The following is a 14651-nucleotide window of genomic DNA, read 5'->3' as shown; positions in this document are numbered from 1 at the left end:
TTTTGCGCCGCGTCTTCAGTGGTTGACCGGCGCGCTCGTGATGCTCGGGAACCCTTTCATCACGGACGAAACGGTCACCGGCGGGGTTTGCTGTTGTTGCTGTTGGCCGAACGGTTTGGCGGCCACGGACCCCGTCACTCCGGTGTAACCACTGACGCCCGTGAATCCGGTTTGGGCTCCGAAAGCCGGAGATTGAGCTTGGTACGAAGCGGTTGCCTGCGGAGCGGCTTGTTGCTGGAACGTCACGCTGTTCAGACGCTGTTCGATCTGCTGGCAGAGTTGCGTGATCTGTTGCAGCTTCTGAGCGTTCATTTGTTCCAGATGAGCCATCTGTTGGGCAGCGCTGCGGATTTGCTCAATCTCGCCGCGGATTCCTTGGATGTTCGTGTGGAACATGAAAGTTGCCTCCTTTCTTGGAGTTCACTTTCAATTTGAGTCAAACGGAACCGCTTCATGTAAGCCGCTTTTTGCCAAAGCGGGAAACCCAAACCTGTCCGATGCCGCGAAGTTCCGGCAAATCGGGGGATCTTTTGATCAGGCGTCCGGAACCGGGGGCGGCTTCCTGAAAGTTCTTCGCTTTCCGGCGTTCCGTGGAAGGCCGCTCTTCCATGCATTTCCGGTGCCTTCAGGGATGCGGCGTGCAGGGACGGGGAATCCTTGTCTCAGGTCACGATGGAGACGGGGAATGAGGTTGGAGCTTCAGGAGTTCCGACACGGTCACAAAGCGATATCCTTTGGCTTTGAGACCCTGAATGATGGCATCGACGGATTCCAGCGATGCTTTCCGGTTTTCGTACATGACATGCAGCAGGATGATCGAGCCGGGGCGGGTGTTGGCCAAAACGTGTTCGGTGATTTTTTCCGCATTTCCGTCGATCTCTGCATACGTTTCGGGTTCGACGTCCCACGTGATGGTCCGGCGGCCGGTTTCGCTCAGGTATTGGGGAAGAAACACGAACTTCTTTCCGTACGGCGGACGGAAATGAATCTCTCCCTGATAGCCGGCTTGTCGGATGAGTTCGTCCGTTTTTTCGATCTCTTCCCGGATGAACGACGGGGTTTTGAAGACCATGCGGGTGTGGGAGTAGCTGTGATTGCCGATTTCATGCCCTTCCGCGGCGATTTTTTTCCCTTTGTCCATGTTCTTTTCCAAGTCGGAGCCGATCAGGTAAAAGGTTCCTTTCACCTGATGCTTTTTCAGGATGTCCAGGATGGCGTCGGTGTTTTCGGCCGGCCCGTCATCAAAGGTGAGAGCCACCACTTTTTCATCGGTGTCGATGCGGTGCGTGATGCCGCCGAAAAACTGGAAGTCCCGGGCGTTGATCAGGATGTCGAGACCTTTGGCCAGGCCGGCGAGCACCAGCAGCGGGAGAATCACGCGAATAAGGATTTTCTTCATGTTTCTCCTTCTCCTTTGTGGTGTATGCAAACAATCGTTATTTTACAATATCACATTCTTTCGGTCTTGTCGGAGGATGAAAGGGTCTTCACTCTTTCCCGAAGAAATCAAAAAGTCAGACTTCACCTCTTGACGCGGTCAGTCATTCAGAGAAATAATATTATTGAAGTGAATTTCAAAAGGATTGAAAGTTGCGCATAGTGAAAACGCCCCAAAACTCAAGAAAAACGTGTGGTGAAAGCCGTTCCGGTCGGAGTGGTTTTTTTCTCACCCGCCACTGAATGACTGTTCATTCAGACAAACCGCCGGGTTCCGCGGGTGGCGGAGCCGGAGGAGAGGAGGATCCGTTTGGCACGCATCAAGAGAGCGGCCGTGCTCGGTGCAGGGGTGATGGGCGCGGCGATTGCCGGTCATCTGGCAAACTGCGGCATTCCGACACTGCTCCTGGACATCGTTCCGCGTGAGCTGACCGACGAGGAAAAGGCGAAGGGACTGACCCTGGAAGACAAGGCGGTTCGCAATCGTCTGTCCAATCTGGGCAAAGAGCGGCTGTTTCGGGAAAAACCGTCGCCGCTGTACACCAAGGAGTCGGCCGACCTGATCGAGACGGGCAACCTGGAGGATGATTTCCATCGCTTGTCCGAAGTGGACTGGATCGTGGAGGCCGTGATCGAAAACCTGAAGATCAAGCGGGATTTGTACGCACGGCTGGAAACGGTGTGGAAGCCGGGCACGATCGTCAGTTCCAACACTTCGGGCATTTCCATTCACAGCATGGTGGAAGGATGCTCGGAAGAGTTCCAACGTCACTTCCTGGGGACGCACTTTTTCAATCCTCCGCGCTACATGAAGCTGCTGGAGATCATTCCGCACACCCGGACGGAACCGGACATCGTGCGCGGAATGAAAGCGTTTGCCGAGGAAGTGCTGGGGAAAGGCGTCGTCTTCTGCAAGGATACGCCCAACTTCATCGCCAACCGGATCGGCACCTACGGACTGCAGGTGACGCTGCAGGCGATGCTGGATCTCGGACTCGGTCCGGACGAGGTGGACGCGGTGACCGGGCGGGCGATGGGACGGCCGAAGAGTGCCACCTTCCGCACGCTGGACCTGGTGGGGCTGGACACCTTCGTGCACGTGGCGGGCAACGTGCGGGAAAACTCGAACGATCCGCATGACAAGGAAGCGTTCACCGTGTCCCCGCTGCTTCAGAAAATGGTGGAAAATCGCTGGCTGGGTGAAAAATCGGGCCAGGGCTTCTACAAAAAAGTGAAGACGGAGAGCGGCAAAGAGATTCTGGCGCTGGATCCGGTCTCGATGGAATACCGTCCGCGCCGGAAACTGAAAGCGCGTTCGCTGGAGCTGACCAAAAAAGCAAAAACGGTGGAAGAGCGGCTGGCCCTTTTGGTGTATGCCGACGACCCGGCCGGAAAGCTGGCGTGGACCATCACGAAGAAGGTGCTGCTGTACACGGCCGACAAGCTGGGTGAGATCGCCGATGATCTCGTCAGCGTGGACCGCGCCATGAAATGGGGCTTCAACTGGGAGCTCGGTCCGTTTGAAACGTGGGATGCGATCGGACTGGAGAAATCGGTGGCCCGCATGCGCGAAGAAGGAGAGACGATCCCGGCGTGGATCGAAGAAATGCTGGCGGCCGGACACACCTCGTTTTACAAGAAGGAAGGCGCCGCGGTCCATGCATTCGGCATCGGCGGAAAATACGGGGAAGTGGACGAGCACGAAAAAGTGATTTCGCTCGCCCGGCTGAAAGAACAAGGCAAGCTCATCAAGGGGAACCGGGGAGCCAGCCTGATCGATCTGGGCGATGACATCGCTTGCCTGCAGGTCCACTCGGCCAAACAGGCGCTGGGCATTGACGTGATCGGTATGATCAACTACGCGGTGAAGGAAGTGGAAGCCAACTGGCGAGGACTGGTCATCGCGGCCGAAGGCGTTCCCAACTTCTGCGTGGGAGCCAACCTGATGCTCATGTTGATGGAGGCACAGGACCAAAACTGGGCGGAGATCGACATGATGGTCCGCACGTTCCAGCGGACGATGGGATCGCTGCGCACGCTGAGCCGTCCGGTGGTGGCCGCTCCGTACGGCATGACGCTGGGAGGCGGCATGGAGATGATCCTGCCCTGCGACCGGTTGCAATCGGCCGCCGAGTCGTACATGGGACTGGTGGAAGTGGGCGTCGGATTGATTCCCGGCGGCGGCGGCAACAAAGAAATGCTGCTGCGTTGGACGGACGGTATCGATCCGGCGGACAAGGTGGCCCTCCAGTCGGTGGTGAACAAGGTGTTCATGACGATCGGCATGGCCGAGGTGTCCACCAGCGCCGAGGACGCCAGGAAATACCGGTTCCTGAGGGAGTGCGACGGCATCACCCCCAACCGGGATCACCTCCTGCATGATGCCAAACAGGTGGCACTCAGTCTGGCCAAATCGGGATATCGTCCGCCGAAGCCGCGGAAAATCCCGGTGGTGGGCGAAACGGGATACAACGTGCTCAAGCTGGGAGCCTACGGCATGCTGAAGTCCGGCCACATTTCCGAACACGATTACAAGATCGCGGGCAAGCTGGCGTATGTGCTGGCCGGCGGCTCCGTGCCGGAAGGAACGCTCGTCACGGAGGAATATCTGCTCGACATCGAGCGGGAGGCGTTCCTCAGCCTGATCGGTGAGCCGAAGACGCAAGCCCGGATGCAATACATGCTGACTCACGGAAAGCCGCTCCGCAACTGACGGGGACCGGAAAAGGAGGAGAAAATGATGCGCGAAGCTGTGATTGTGGCGGGAGCCCGCACCGCGGTGGGCCGGGCGCACAAAGGGACGCTCCGCCATACCCGGCCCGACGACATGGCGGCGGAGGTGGTGAAGGATCTGCTGCGACGCGTGCCGCAGCTGGATCCGGCCGAGATCGAGGACGTGATCATGGGCTGCGCGTTTCCGGAAGGAGAACAGGGGCTCAACCTGGGGCGCCTGGTGGCGCTCCGTGCCGGACTGCCGACGTCGGTGCCGGGCATGACCGTCAACCGCTTCTGTTCATCCGGCTTGCAAACGATCGCCATGGCCGCGGAGAAAATCATGTGCGGATTTGCCGACGTGATCGTCGCCGGCGGCGTGGAAAGCATGAGCATGGTACCGATGACCGGCTTCAAACCTTCTCCCAACCCCTGGCTGATGGAGCACTTGCCGGAAGCCTACATGTCCATGGGGCACACGGCCGAGGAAGTGGCACGCCGGTACGGGGTCGGTCGGGAAGACCAGGACCGCTTCGCCCTGGAAAGCCACCGGAAAGCCGCGAAGGCCATCCAGGACGGCAAGTTCCGCGAGGAAATCGTCCCTCTCACCGTCCGGCACAAGTTCTTTGACGACAAGGGCAAACTCCGCGTGAAAGAGACGGTGTTTGACACCGACGAGGGCGTCCGTCCCGACACCAGCCTGGAGGTGCTGGCCAAGCTGAAGCCGGTGTTCCATGTGAAAGGAACGGTGACGGCGGGCAACTCCTCGCAAACCAGCGACGGAGCGGCGGCGGTGCTGGTCATGTCCCGTGAGAAAGCCGAGGCGCTGGGTGTGAAGCCGCTGGCGGTGTTCCGCGGGTTCATGCTGGGAGGCGTCGATCCGGACGTGATGGGCATCGGGCCGGTGGAAGCCGTGCCGAAGCTGTTGAAGCGGACCGGAGTGAGGCTGCAGGACATCGACCTGGTGGAGCTGAACGAAGCGTTCGCTTCCCAGGCGGTGGCGGTCATTCGCAAGCTGGAGCTGGATCCGTCCATCGTGAACGTCAACGGCGGCGCGATCGCCTTGGGCCATCCGCTCGGTTGCTCCGGTGCCAAGCTGACGGTGAGCCTGATCCATGAGCTGGCCCGCCGGAACAAGCGATACGGTCTGGTCACCATGTGCATCGGCGGCGGCATGGGAGCGGCCGGCCTGATCGAACGAGTTTCCTGAAGACGGTGGGGAAGAAGCTCCGGGCAAAGGAGGGGGCGGTTTTCCGGATGCGTTTTCTCTCCGGGAAACGTTTCGGGAAACCGCTCCCGGCAAGCGGCGAAACGTTGGGATGAGTTTGCATGCACCTTGAGAACAGGGAGGAATCGGGATGTCTGAACAAACCCGAAAAGTGAAAGGCGGCGCCTTTCTGCTGGAAACACCCGACCCGTCTGACGTGTTCACGCCGGAGGATTTCAACGAAGAACAGAAGATGATCGCCAAAACCACGGAAGATTTCGTGGTGGACAGAGTGTTGCCGGTGTTGCCCGAGATCGAGGAGCACAAATTTGAGCACACCGTCCGCCTGCTGAAGGAAGCGGGCGAGTTGGGCCTTCTGGCCGCCGATGTCCCGGAGAAATACGGGGGTATCGGTCTCGACAAGATCAGTTCCAGCCTGATCGGTGAAAAAATTTCGCTGGCCCGTTCCTTTGCACTGTCTTTTGGGGCTCATGTCGGCATCGGCACGTTGCCGATCGTGTATTTCGGGACCCCGGAGCAGAAGAAAAAGTACTTGCCGGACCTGGCCTCCGGCGCCAAGTTTGCCGCGTATGCCCTGACCGAGCCGGGATCCGGATCCGACGCGCTGGGTGCCAAGACGACCGCCGTTCTGAGCGATGACGGCAAACATTACATCCTCAACGGGGAAAAGCAGTGGATCACCAACTCGGGCTTTGCCGATGTCTTTGTCGTGTACGCCAAGGTGGACGGGGACAAATTCTCCGCCTTCATCGTGGAGCGGAACTTCCCCGGCGTCTCCGTGGGACCCGAGGAGAAGAAGATGGGCATCAAGGGTTCGTCGACCCGGACGCTCATTCTCCAGGATGCCAAGGTGCCGGTGGAAAACCTGCTCGGAGAAGTGGGCAAGGGACACCTGATCGCTTTCAACATTCTGAACATCGGTCGTTACAAACTGGCTGTCGGCACGGCGGGTTCGGCGAAACGGGCGATCGAGATCTCCGCCAAATACGCCAAGGAGCGGAAACAATTCGGCACTCCGATCGCCAAGTTCGGCCTGATCCGCGAGAAACTGGCCAACATGGCGGTGAAAACCTACGCTCTGGAGAGCATGGTCTATCGAATCGGCGGCATGTTTGAAGCCGGCCTCGAAGGCGTGGAAGATGCCGAAGGAGCGGTGGCGGCTCGGGCCATCGGGGATCTGGCCATCGAATGCTCCATCGCCAAGGTGTTCGGCTCCGAAGTCCTGGACTATGTGGTGGATGAGGGCGTGCAGATTCATGGCGGATACGGATTCATGAACGAGTACGAGATTGAGAACATGTACCGCGACTCCCGGATCAACCGGATCTTCGAGGGCACCAACGAGATCAACCGCCTGCTCATTCCGGCCACGCTGATGCGCAAGGCCATGAAAGGAGAACTTCCGCTGGTGCAGGCGGCTATGGAGCTGCAGGAAGAGCTGCTCACCCTGATGCCGTACATGCCGGATGAAAGTGCACCGCTTCTGGAGCAGGAAGAACATCTGGTGGAAAACGCCAAGAAAATCTTCCTGATGGTGGCCGGTCTGGCCGTGCAGAAGTACGAGACGGACATTCAGAAGGAACAGGAGATCGTGCGCGATCTGGCGGACATCGCCATCGAGACGTTCGCGATGGAAAGCGCACTGCTCCGCACCAAAAAGGCCATCGCCAATAACGGCGAGGAGAAGGAGCGGGCGAAAATCGATCTGACGATCGCCTTCATCCACGACTCGTTCCGCAAGGTGGAGGCGTTTGCCCGCCATGCCATCGCCGCGATGGAAGAAGGGGACGTGCTGGTGACGACGCTGGCCGTCCTGCGCAAGCTGACCCGCCTGCAGCCGATCAACGAGGTGGCTCTGAAACGCGCCATCGCCGCCCGCGTGATCGACGCCGAAAAGTATGTCGTCTGAAGATCCGGCCGGACGGTGGACTCCGCCGGCCGGGAACCTGTATGTTGCACACCGATGATCCTATCTTGATGCTTCCCTTCGCATATGAGCGGAAGCCCGTCCGGATGTCCGGGCGGGTTCTTTTTTGTTCGGGCGTAAAAGGTTGTACCCGTTTCAGGGGAAACGGATGTCTTTCGGATGGTCATGACGTTGAGACTTCTTGATTTTCCGGTATGCCGAGTAGGGAGATCTGTTTTATCATAAAATGAAATATTGAAAATATACATGAAATATGGAAAAAATGAAATTGAAACCGCTTTCAAAATCGGGTTCAGGGGGAGATCAGTGGGTGTTCTGGGATCGAGCCTACCGGGAAGGTTTGCACGGTTATTGGGATAATGGCCGGCCCACGACGGAGCTGGCGGCCGTCATGGCGTACAAGGGAAAGGCACGTCCGGGGCAGACGGCGCTTGACATCGGTTGCGGAACCGGCCGGGAGACCGTGTTTCTCGCCGGCATGGGCTACCGCGCCATCGGCGTGGACCTGTCTCCGACCGCATTGAAATTGGCCGGGCAACGGGTAAAGGAAACGGGCATTCAGGCGGAGTTTCTCCAAGCCGATGTCACCTCGTTGCCGCTCGAGGATGAATCCGTCGACTTCGCCAACGACCAGGGATGCTTTCACGCCGTGCCGGATGAGGCCAAGGCCGGATATGCTTCCGAACTGTACCGCGTGTTGAAACCGGGAGGAGAGTTTTTTCTCCGGGGAATCCTTCCCCTCTCGGAAGAACTGACGGAGTTCGTAAATCAGGCGACCGGCGGAACGTTTCCGTTTTACCCGGTCACGGAAGAAGCGATCGACCGGTATTTCCCGCCGGACAAATTCGATCGCGGGCCCGCGGTTTGCTTCATGTTGGGGGCGAAGGAGGATGCCAAACTCCCCGGACTGATGGTGATTCTCCGCAAAAAGTGAACGGTTTTTGGAAGGCAATCAAGCCGGGGACATCCTCCCCGGCTTTTTGGATGAACAGGACCTGCTTTTCCCGCTGTGAACGGGCAGGATTGACTTGGCGGGTTCCCGATAGTAGAATGCATGAAAGTATATGAACCAATAAACAAATTGTTCACAGGTTCATGTTGAAGAGGTGAGCAACGTGCGGGCATTCACCCGTGAGGAGAAGGAACGGATTCATCGGAAGTTGCTGGAGGCCGGAAGGGAACTGTTCGGCCGGTACGGATTCAGGAAAACCAGCGTGGCCGAACTGACACGGGAAGCGGGGATTTCCCAGGGAGCGTTTTATTTGTTCTTTCCGTCCAAGGAGCTTTTGTGGTTTGCGGTGCTGGAACGGGAAGAGGAGGAAATCAAACAAACATTGATGGAGAAAACGGAAAACAGCCGCCTCGGAGGCAAGGCCCTCGTGGAACATCTGCTGATGACCGGTTTGCGCCTGGTCGGTGAGAATCCGGTATTGCGCCGCGTTTACGAAGATGAAGAATGGGAGCGGATGTTTCGCAAGTTGCCGCCGGAAGTGCTGGAGGAACATCAGAAAAAGGATGAAGATCTGATGATCCGGATTTTGCGGGAATGGGCGGGTCGAGGGGTGATGATCCGGGAGAAACCGGAGGTGGCGGCCGGGGTGCTTCGGGCGTTCTTCATGCTCAATCTTCACCGTCGGGAGATCGGGGAAGAGGTGGCGGATGAAGTGATCCGCAACATGGCGTCATGGATTGCCGCGGGTTTGGTGGAAGGGAAGGATCACGCATGATCGACGTGACGGATCTGAGGTTCACGTATCCGGGACATGACCGGCCGGCGCTGGACGGGATTTCGTTCCGGGTGGGGCCGGGAGAGATTTTCGGTTTGTTGGGATCGTCGGGAGCGGGGAAGAGTACGGCGATCAAGGTGCTTGTCGGTTTTCTGAAAGGATATGAAGGCCGGGTGAAGGTGCTGGGCCGGGAAGCGAGGGATGCCGATGCCGACCTGCGGGAACGGATCGGGGTGGCATTTGAGTCACCGGGGTTTTACGCCAAATTCACCGCAGTGGAAAATCTGCGGTACTTCGGCGCGATGTATCGCCGCAAGGGGAAGATGGAAGAGCCGTTTCGTTTGCTGGAAAGAGCCGGACTGGCGGAGGCTGCGCACAAGCGGGTGGGTGAGTTTTCCAAAGGGATGAAAATACGGCTGGGCGTGTGCAGGGCCATGATGCACGATCCCGACTTGCTGATCCTGGACGAGCCCACCTCCGGTCTGGACCCCTCCCGGACGCGGATGATCCGGGAGTGGATCCGGGAGGAGAAAGAGCGGGGCAAGGTGATCTTGCTGGCGACGCACAACATGAAACTGGCGGAGGATCTGTGTGACCGGGTGGCGTTTCTTCATGACGGCCGGTTCGTTCTGGAGGATGAACCCCGTCGGCTGATGCTCCGGTACGGCCGGAAGACGGTACGGGTGGAGTACATCTCGAAAGGAAAGCCGCAATCCGCGGAGTTTCCGCTGGAAGGTCTGGGGCGGAATGCCGGGTTTCTGCGTGTGCTGAATGAAGAGAACGTGGAACGAATGCATACCCAGGAAACGACGCTGGAAGAGATTTTTGTCCGGATGACGGGGAGGAAAAGGGCATGATCCGCACCGTGTGGATCCACGATCTCCGGTTTCAGTGGCGTCATGGTTTTTATGCCGTGTATGCGGTGGTCAGTTTGCTCTATGTGGCGGTCCTGGTCTGGATCCCGTCTCCCGTTCGCGGGACGGTGGCGAAGGTCATTGTATTCAGCGATCCGACCGTTCTGGGGTTCATTTTTTCGGCGGGCATGCTGCTGCTGGAAAAGAGTCAGGGGGTGCCGGCGGCGCTGTTTGTCTCTCCGCTTTCGCCGGGCCGCTGGGTGTTGGCGCGGGCCCTGTCCCTGTCCGTGCTTTCGTCTCTGGCCGGCTTGGTGGTGCTCATGGGGGGGATGGGGGCCGATGTCCGGACATTTGCGGGGCTGCTTGCGCTGATGCCCGGATCGTCTGCTTCACGCTTTTGGGCCTGGGATTGGCCGCCCGGACGGAGACGGTCAATGAATTTCTGGTCAAGGCGCAGTTTCTGCTCACCCCCATGGCGCTTCCGCTTCTGGAGCTGGTTGACGGGAAGGCGGCTGTCTGGTTGTGGTGGCTTCCGGGTCATGCCATTCTGGGACTGTTGCACATCGCCGTTTCCGGCAGTGGATGGTCCGAAGCGCCGGTGCTGACCGGACTTCTGGTCGTCTGGTGCGTGATCGCTTATGCTTGGGCATACCGGTCGGTGGTACGGCATGTGGTGGAGCGGATCGGAGGGGGAGGACGATGAACCGGTGGTGGATGCTGACAATCGGGGATTGGCGAAACATCCGGCGTGACTGGGTGCTGCTGCTCACCCTGGCCGCTCCGCTGTTGTTGCTCCTGTTCATCCGGCTGGCCGTCCCGCCGCTCGAGCGGTTTCTGATGGAAGCGTTCGGTGTTGATGCGGCTCCGTATCATGGATGGATCATGGGGATTCTGATCATGGTTCCGGCGCTGACCACCGGCATGATGACCGGACTCATGTTACTGGATGATCGGGATGAGGGGGTGCTCTCCCATGTGGCGGTGACGCCTCTGTCCAAAACGGGTTATCTCGCAATGCGATTGTCGCTGGCCGGTGTGACCGGTTTTGTGCTGACGCTGATGTTGGTTCTGGGCTCCGGTTGGATGGACGGGACATCCGCCGGATGGTTGTGGACCGTGTTGATCGCAACGCTGCAGATCCCGATCTATGCCCTGTTTCCTGCGGCGTTTGCGGGAAACAAAGTGGAAGGGCTTGCCCTGTCCAAATTGGCCGGATTGTCGTTTCTGGGACCGCTTGCCGCGTGGATGCTTCCGGGCGGGTGGAAATGGATGGGCGCGGTGATGCCCACTTTCTGGGTGTTTCAGATGCACCGGGCATGGGTGGAGACGTCTTCCGACAGGCCATGGTGGACGGCGGGCGCCCTTGTGGTTCATGCAGTCCTGTTATTGCTGTTTTTGCGGCTCTTCCGCCGAAGGGTGGAGTAGTCGAAACCGTTCTCAAAACGCCAGGCAGAGATGGCTCAGCGATCCGTAGCGGTAACTGCGGTGAATCACCTCCGGTTTCTCGGCCGTGCCGGCTCCCATGGCGATGAACAGCGGAACGAAATGCTCGGGACGCGGCACGGCTTCACGGGCATGGGGCGCCAGCTCCGCGTACCGGAACAATGCATCCCGGTCGTGTCGTTCCAACCGGTCGATCAACCAGTCGTCAAACCGGACGGCCCAGTCGGCGGGTTCATCGTCGTTCCAATCCAGCATCCGCAGGTTGTGCACGGTCGAACCGCTGCCGATCACCCACCACCCCTGCTCCTGCAGACCGCGGAGGGCCTCGCCGATCGCATATTGCCTGTCCGGCGCGAGCCACGGATGGACGGATGCCTGGATCACCGGGACGTCGGCTTCCGGAAAGAGATGGCGCAGCAGGACCCAGGAGCCGTGATCCAGGCCGCGTTCCCGGTCTGTTTGCACCGCGATGCCGGCCGCCTCCAGGGCGATTCGGGCCGTTTGCGCGTGCTCACGGGAACCCTTGGCGGGGTAGCGGATCCGGTACAGCTCTTCCGAAAATCCGCCGAAGTCGTGGATCGTGTCATACGTGTCATCACGGTCTGACAGAGTGGTGATGTCCCGCTCCCAGTGGGCGGTGAACACCAACACGACCTCCGGTTCGGAGAAGCGGTGGCGGAGGTGTTGCAAAAATCGGGTGTATGCATTCCGTTCCACGGCGATCATGGGGGAACCGTGAGCCAAAAAGAAGGAGGGCATGGGAGACACCTCTTTTTGTTATCATTTGTAATTAAGTATACAAAAGTAAGTATTATGGAACAAGGAGACAACGGGAAGCGGGGCTGCATGTTCGGACATGCAGCCGTCTTTCTTTGCGGACAAGAAAAAGGATTCAGGGCTCTTCCGAAGAAGGCATGCTGAATCCTTGTTCCCGTTCGTTTCCGGTTTACGCAAAAAACTCGTCCCGACCCATCTGGCGACGAAACCATTTGTGGTAGAACCACTCGATGACGGTAAACACGGCCGCGGAAACCAGAGCAGCCTGAAACAAAGGCATCCGGTTCGCTTTGTACAGCTGGGGACCGATGTCCGGGTCGAACAGGTACGTCCCCAGAAGCCAAACCAGCGTGAAACAGATGAGAAAATCGGTCAAAGAGGCGAACACATTGCCCATTCGTGGCATGAGGAAGACATCGGACAGATAGCCCAGGATGACCAGCAGAACGGTCACCAGCAGCACATGGCCGGGAGCGACGCCGTAGAGAAAACCGAGCACGCCGTACATGACCAGTCCGGTCACGATGAACTTGGCAAACAGATGAAACACATGATTCATGGAAAGTGCCTCCTTTTCTTTCCATAGTTTGGTATGTGCGGGGAGGGATTATGCGCCGCGCCTCGGGCTCTTCTCCCTTTACGGATGTTGTTTTTTCGTTTATTATGTAATTAGATAATTATCTAATTAACAAAGGGGAAGGTGGCGGTCTTGAACGACGTTTTCAAGGCACTGGCTGACCCCACACGAAGGCGCATCCTGGATTTGCTGGAAGAGAGGGATCTGACCGCCGGTGAGATTGCCGACCACTTCGACATCAGCAAACCGTCGATCAGCAATCATTTGAACATCCTGAAAAACGCAGGGCTCGTTCTGACCGAAAAAAAGGGACAATACGTCATCTATTCGCTCAACACCACCGTTCTGCAGGATGTGATCAAGTGGCTGATGGACAAACGAAGGAGAGATGATGAATGAACCGGCTCAATCGTTCATGGTTCGTCCTGTCGTTCATCGTGGCGCTGGTGGCGGCGGCCGTCAATGTTTGGGGATACCGGTATTTGCCCGAGCAGATTCCCCTTCACTGGAACATCGCCGGGGAAGTTGACCGGTACGGTTCGCGTCACATGCAAATCTTGCTCGGACTTCTTCCGTTGGGCGTCACGCTCCTGATGGCATGGCTTCCGAAGATCGATCCGAAGTTTGAATCCTATGAGAAGCATGCACGGGCATACGGCATTTTCGCGCTGTTGATCGTCACGACGATCTCCGTGATGACGGTGGTCGCCCTGCTGGCCGGAATGGGCCGGCAAGTGAACATCCCGCAAGTCATGTCCTGGTCCTTGGGCCTCCTGTTCATCTTCATGGGAAATTTCATGAGCCAGATCCGGCCCAGCTGGTTTGTCGGCATCCGCACCCCCTGGACGCTCGCCTCGGAAGAGACCTGGCGCAAAACCCACCGCTTCGGGGGAGTGGTTTACATCATCATGGGACTGGTAATCCTCATCTCCGGTTTCCTGAAGCCGCAATGGTCCTTTTATCTGGTCATGACCGCATTGGTGGGGGGGACGGTGTTGCCGGCCGTCTACTCGTATCTGGATTATCGCAAAAGGGTCAATCGGTAAGCGGCCGGCGAATGTTTTTACCGGCTGAAAAAAGGATCGGGCCGCCTTTCATGGCGGCCCGCCGTTTTTTTCACCGTTTCAGGGGACTGCAATTCGGTCGTTTGACGTCGGAGACTTCCGACAGCTTGGTCAGGTAGTAGCATTCTTCGCGGTACATGTGATCGGCCATCAGCGGGGAGATGAGCACCAACGCTTCATCGTCCAGTTTCATCTCTTCCAGTTCTTTCAGGAACGATTGGAAGACCAGGATCTCCAGCTCCACTTCCTTGTTGAACCGTTTGAGCGCCGGGAAATTGTCCAGAGAGGTTCGCAAATAGCCGGCAAATTCCACGGCTTTCAGGTAAAACGCGTCAAACGTTTTCGAGAACGAATGCCCCTTGTGGCGCAGCTTCTTTTCCACGGGATCCAGGCGGTCGGCGATCGCCCCGGCGTGGCCGGATGCGTCCGGAAGCCACAACAGATGGTGGTGGAGCGGGTGCTGCAGGGCCGGAACCCGACCGGCTTGCAGTTCCTCCAGAATGCGCAGATATTCATCCAGCTCGTTCACCATGTGATTGATGAACGTGGGGGTGAGGTGAAAGCCGATCATGCCGGTGATCAGCCGACGGATCAGGTGCAATTTGAACTCCCGAAGCTGCAGGGCGGCTTGTTTGGAAGCCTCCAGATCATCGGGCGAGCGGGCGATCAGGTTGGCGAACGAGTGATAAAGCGTTTGTGCCCGTTGGATTTCCTCCGTTTCCGACGGAGCGAGGGAGTCATGAATGAACTGGCAGTGGTCCTTCAGGATTTCCAGCCAGAAACCCTGTTCAAACCGGATCGATTCGGCAAGCGACTTCATGAATTCCCGTCCTTTCCGCGGTTGTTTCCGATCATACTTATGCGCGCGGGCGGGAAAACAGAAGCGGACATCCCCGGATGTCAGG

The 14651-nt window shown here is 58.2% G+C and carries 15 protein-coding genes; 10 read left to right on the top strand and 5 right to left on the bottom strand.

Annotated features, from left to right (window positions below; all coding sequences use genetic code 11):
• Nucleotides 1-15: 15 nt before the first annotated feature.
• Both EG886_RS11340 and EG886_RS11335 read right to left on the bottom strand, forming a co-directional pair.
• Nucleotides 16-396: a Med9 domain-containing protein gene (locus tag EG886_RS11340; protein WP_124728236.1), complete on the bottom strand. Its 381-nt coding sequence runs from the start codon at nucleotides 394-396 to the stop codon at nucleotides 16-18.
• A 271-nt stretch (nucleotides 397-667) separates the two neighbouring features.
• Nucleotides 668-1399: a polysaccharide deacetylase family protein gene (locus tag EG886_RS11335; protein ID WP_124728235.1), complete on the bottom strand. Its 732-nt coding sequence runs from the start codon at nucleotides 1397-1399 to the stop codon at nucleotides 668-670.
• 390 nt (nucleotides 1400-1789) lie between these two features.
• Here EG886_RS11335 and EG886_RS11330 point away from each other — a divergent pair, with 390 nt between their 5' ends.
• The 8 genes from EG886_RS11330 (at nucleotide 1790) to EG886_RS11295 (ending at nucleotide 11310) form a co-directional block, all read left to right on the top strand.
• Complete coding sequence (locus EG886_RS11330; protein ID WP_241154451.1) at nucleotides 1790-4150, top strand: 3-hydroxyacyl-CoA dehydrogenase/enoyl-CoA hydratase family protein; 2361 nt, start codon at nucleotides 1790-1792, stop codon at nucleotides 4148-4150.
• Between the two features lie 27 nt (nucleotides 4151-4177).
• Nucleotides 4178-5359, top strand: a complete 1182-nt coding sequence (locus tag EG886_RS11325) for an acetyl-CoA C-acyltransferase (RefSeq protein WP_124728233.1) — start codon at nucleotides 4178-4180, stop codon at nucleotides 5357-5359.
• Nucleotides 5360-5507: 148 nt separating this feature from the next.
• Nucleotides 5508-7286: an acyl-CoA dehydrogenase family protein gene (locus EG886_RS11320; RefSeq protein WP_124728232.1), complete on the top strand. Its 1779-nt coding sequence runs from the start codon at nucleotides 5508-5510 to the stop codon at nucleotides 7284-7286.
• Between the two features lie 328 nt (nucleotides 7287-7614).
• Entirely contained in the window at nucleotides 7615-8238 is a 624-nt protein-coding gene (locus tag EG886_RS11315; RefSeq protein WP_164491814.1) for a class I SAM-dependent methyltransferase, read from the top strand.
• A gap of 181 nt (nucleotides 8239-8419) precedes the next feature.
• Nucleotides 8420-9031 (top strand): TetR/AcrR family transcriptional regulator, encoded by a 612-nt coding sequence (locus EG886_RS11310; protein ID WP_164491813.1) that lies wholly within the window; start codon nucleotides 8420-8422, stop codon nucleotides 9029-9031.
• Complete coding sequence (locus EG886_RS11305; protein ID WP_124728229.1) at nucleotides 9028-9888, top strand: ABC transporter ATP-binding protein; 861 nt, start codon at nucleotides 9028-9030, stop codon at nucleotides 9886-9888. Before EG886_RS11310 ends, EG886_RS11305 begins: the two co-directional genes overlap by 4 nt.
• Before the next feature lie 406 nt (nucleotides 9889-10294).
• Nucleotides 10295-10588 carry a hypothetical protein gene (locus tag EG886_RS11300; protein ID WP_124728228.1) on the top strand — a complete coding sequence of 98 codons (294 nt, stop codon included), beginning with the start codon at nucleotides 10295-10297 and terminating at the stop codon, nucleotides 10586-10588.
• Nucleotides 10585-11310 (top strand): ABC transporter permease, encoded by a 726-nt coding sequence (locus tag EG886_RS11295; protein ID WP_124728227.1) that lies wholly within the window; start codon nucleotides 10585-10587, stop codon nucleotides 11308-11310. The genes EG886_RS11300 and EG886_RS11295 overlap by 4 nt, the downstream gene beginning before the upstream one ends.
• A 12-nt stretch (nucleotides 11311-11322) precedes the next feature.
• On the opposite strand, the gene EG886_RS11290 is transcribed toward EG886_RS11295, so the two are convergent.
• Together EG886_RS11290 and EG886_RS11285 are read right to left on the bottom strand one after the other, a co-directional pair.
• Nucleotides 11323-12087 carry a DODA-type extradiol aromatic ring-opening family dioxygenase gene (locus EG886_RS11290; protein WP_124728226.1) on the bottom strand — a complete coding sequence of 255 codons (765 nt, stop codon included), beginning with the start codon at nucleotides 12085-12087 and terminating at the stop codon, nucleotides 11323-11325.
• Nucleotides 12088-12274: 187 nt separating this feature from the next.
• Nucleotides 12275-12664, bottom strand: a complete 390-nt coding sequence (locus tag EG886_RS11285) for a DUF2512 family protein (protein ID WP_124728225.1) — start codon at nucleotides 12662-12664, stop codon at nucleotides 12275-12277.
• Nucleotides 12665-12814: 150 nt separating this feature from the next.
• Between EG886_RS11285 and EG886_RS11280 the strand changes: the two genes are divergently transcribed.
• Both EG886_RS11280 and EG886_RS11275 read left to right on the top strand, forming a co-directional pair.
• The gene (locus tag EG886_RS11280) at nucleotides 12815-13081 is read left to right on the top strand and encodes an autorepressor SdpR family transcription factor (RefSeq protein ID WP_124728224.1); all 267 of its coding nucleotides are present in this window, start codon (nucleotides 12815-12817) and stop codon (nucleotides 13079-13081) included.
• Nucleotides 13078-13728 (top strand): SdpI family protein, encoded by a 651-nt coding sequence (locus tag EG886_RS11275; protein WP_124728223.1) that lies wholly within the window; start codon nucleotides 13078-13080, stop codon nucleotides 13726-13728. Before EG886_RS11280 ends, EG886_RS11275 begins: the two co-directional genes overlap by 4 nt.
• A 70-nt stretch (nucleotides 13729-13798) precedes the next feature.
• Here the strand turns inward: EG886_RS11275 and EG886_RS11270 are convergent, their stop codons facing one another.
• Nucleotides 13799-14566 (bottom strand): DUF2935 domain-containing protein, encoded by a 768-nt coding sequence (locus EG886_RS11270; RefSeq protein WP_124728222.1) that lies wholly within the window; start codon nucleotides 14564-14566, stop codon nucleotides 13799-13801.
• Between the last annotated feature and the right edge of the window lie 85 nt (nucleotides 14567-14651).

Source organism: Staphylospora marina, assembly GCF_003856495.1.
Lineage (GTDB): Bacteria > Bacillota > Bacilli > Thermoactinomycetales > Thermoactinomycetaceae > Staphylospora > Staphylospora marina.
The sequence above is the reverse complement of the archived record's forward strand: the minus strand, read 5'-3'. Positions and strand labels throughout refer to the sequence as shown.

Excerpts from the sequence above, each read along its gene's own strand:
- EG886_RS11340 (WP_124728236.1), bottom strand. The coding sequence starts at position 396 with ATGTTCCACACGAACATCCAAGGAATCCGCGGCGAGATTGAGCAAATC.
- EG886_RS11335 (WP_124728235.1), bottom strand. The coding sequence starts at position 1,399 with ATGAAGAAAATCCTTATTCGCGTGATTCTCCCGCTGCTGGTGCTCGCC.
- EG886_RS11330 (WP_241154451.1), top strand. The coding sequence starts at position 1,790 with ATGGGCGCGGCGATTGCCGGTCATCTGGCAAACTGCGGCATTCCGACA.
- EG886_RS11325 (WP_124728233.1), top strand. The coding sequence starts at position 4,178 with ATGCGCGAAGCTGTGATTGTGGCGGGAGCCCGCACCGCGGTGGGCCGG.
- EG886_RS11320 (WP_124728232.1), top strand. The coding sequence starts at position 5,508 with ATGTCTGAACAAACCCGAAAAGTGAAAGGCGGCGCCTTTCTGCTGGAA.
- EG886_RS11305 (WP_124728229.1), top strand. The coding sequence starts at position 9,028 with ATGATCGACGTGACGGATCTGAGGTTCACGTATCCGGGACATGACCGG.
- EG886_RS11295 (WP_124728227.1), top strand. The coding sequence starts at position 10,585 with ATGAACCGGTGGTGGATGCTGACAATCGGGGATTGGCGAAACATCCGG.
- EG886_RS11290 (WP_124728226.1), bottom strand. The coding sequence starts at position 12,087 with ATGCCCTCCTTCTTTTTGGCTCACGGTTCCCCCATGATCGCCGTGGAA.
- EG886_RS11285 (WP_124728225.1), bottom strand. The coding sequence starts at position 12,664 with ATGAATCATGTGTTTCATCTGTTTGCCAAGTTCATCGTGACCGGACTG.
- EG886_RS11275 (WP_124728223.1), top strand. The coding sequence starts at position 13,078 with ATGAACCGGCTCAATCGTTCATGGTTCGTCCTGTCGTTCATCGTGGCG.
- EG886_RS11270 (WP_124728222.1), bottom strand. The coding sequence starts at position 14,566 with ATGAAGTCGCTTGCCGAATCGATCCGGTTTGAACAGGGTTTCTGGCTG.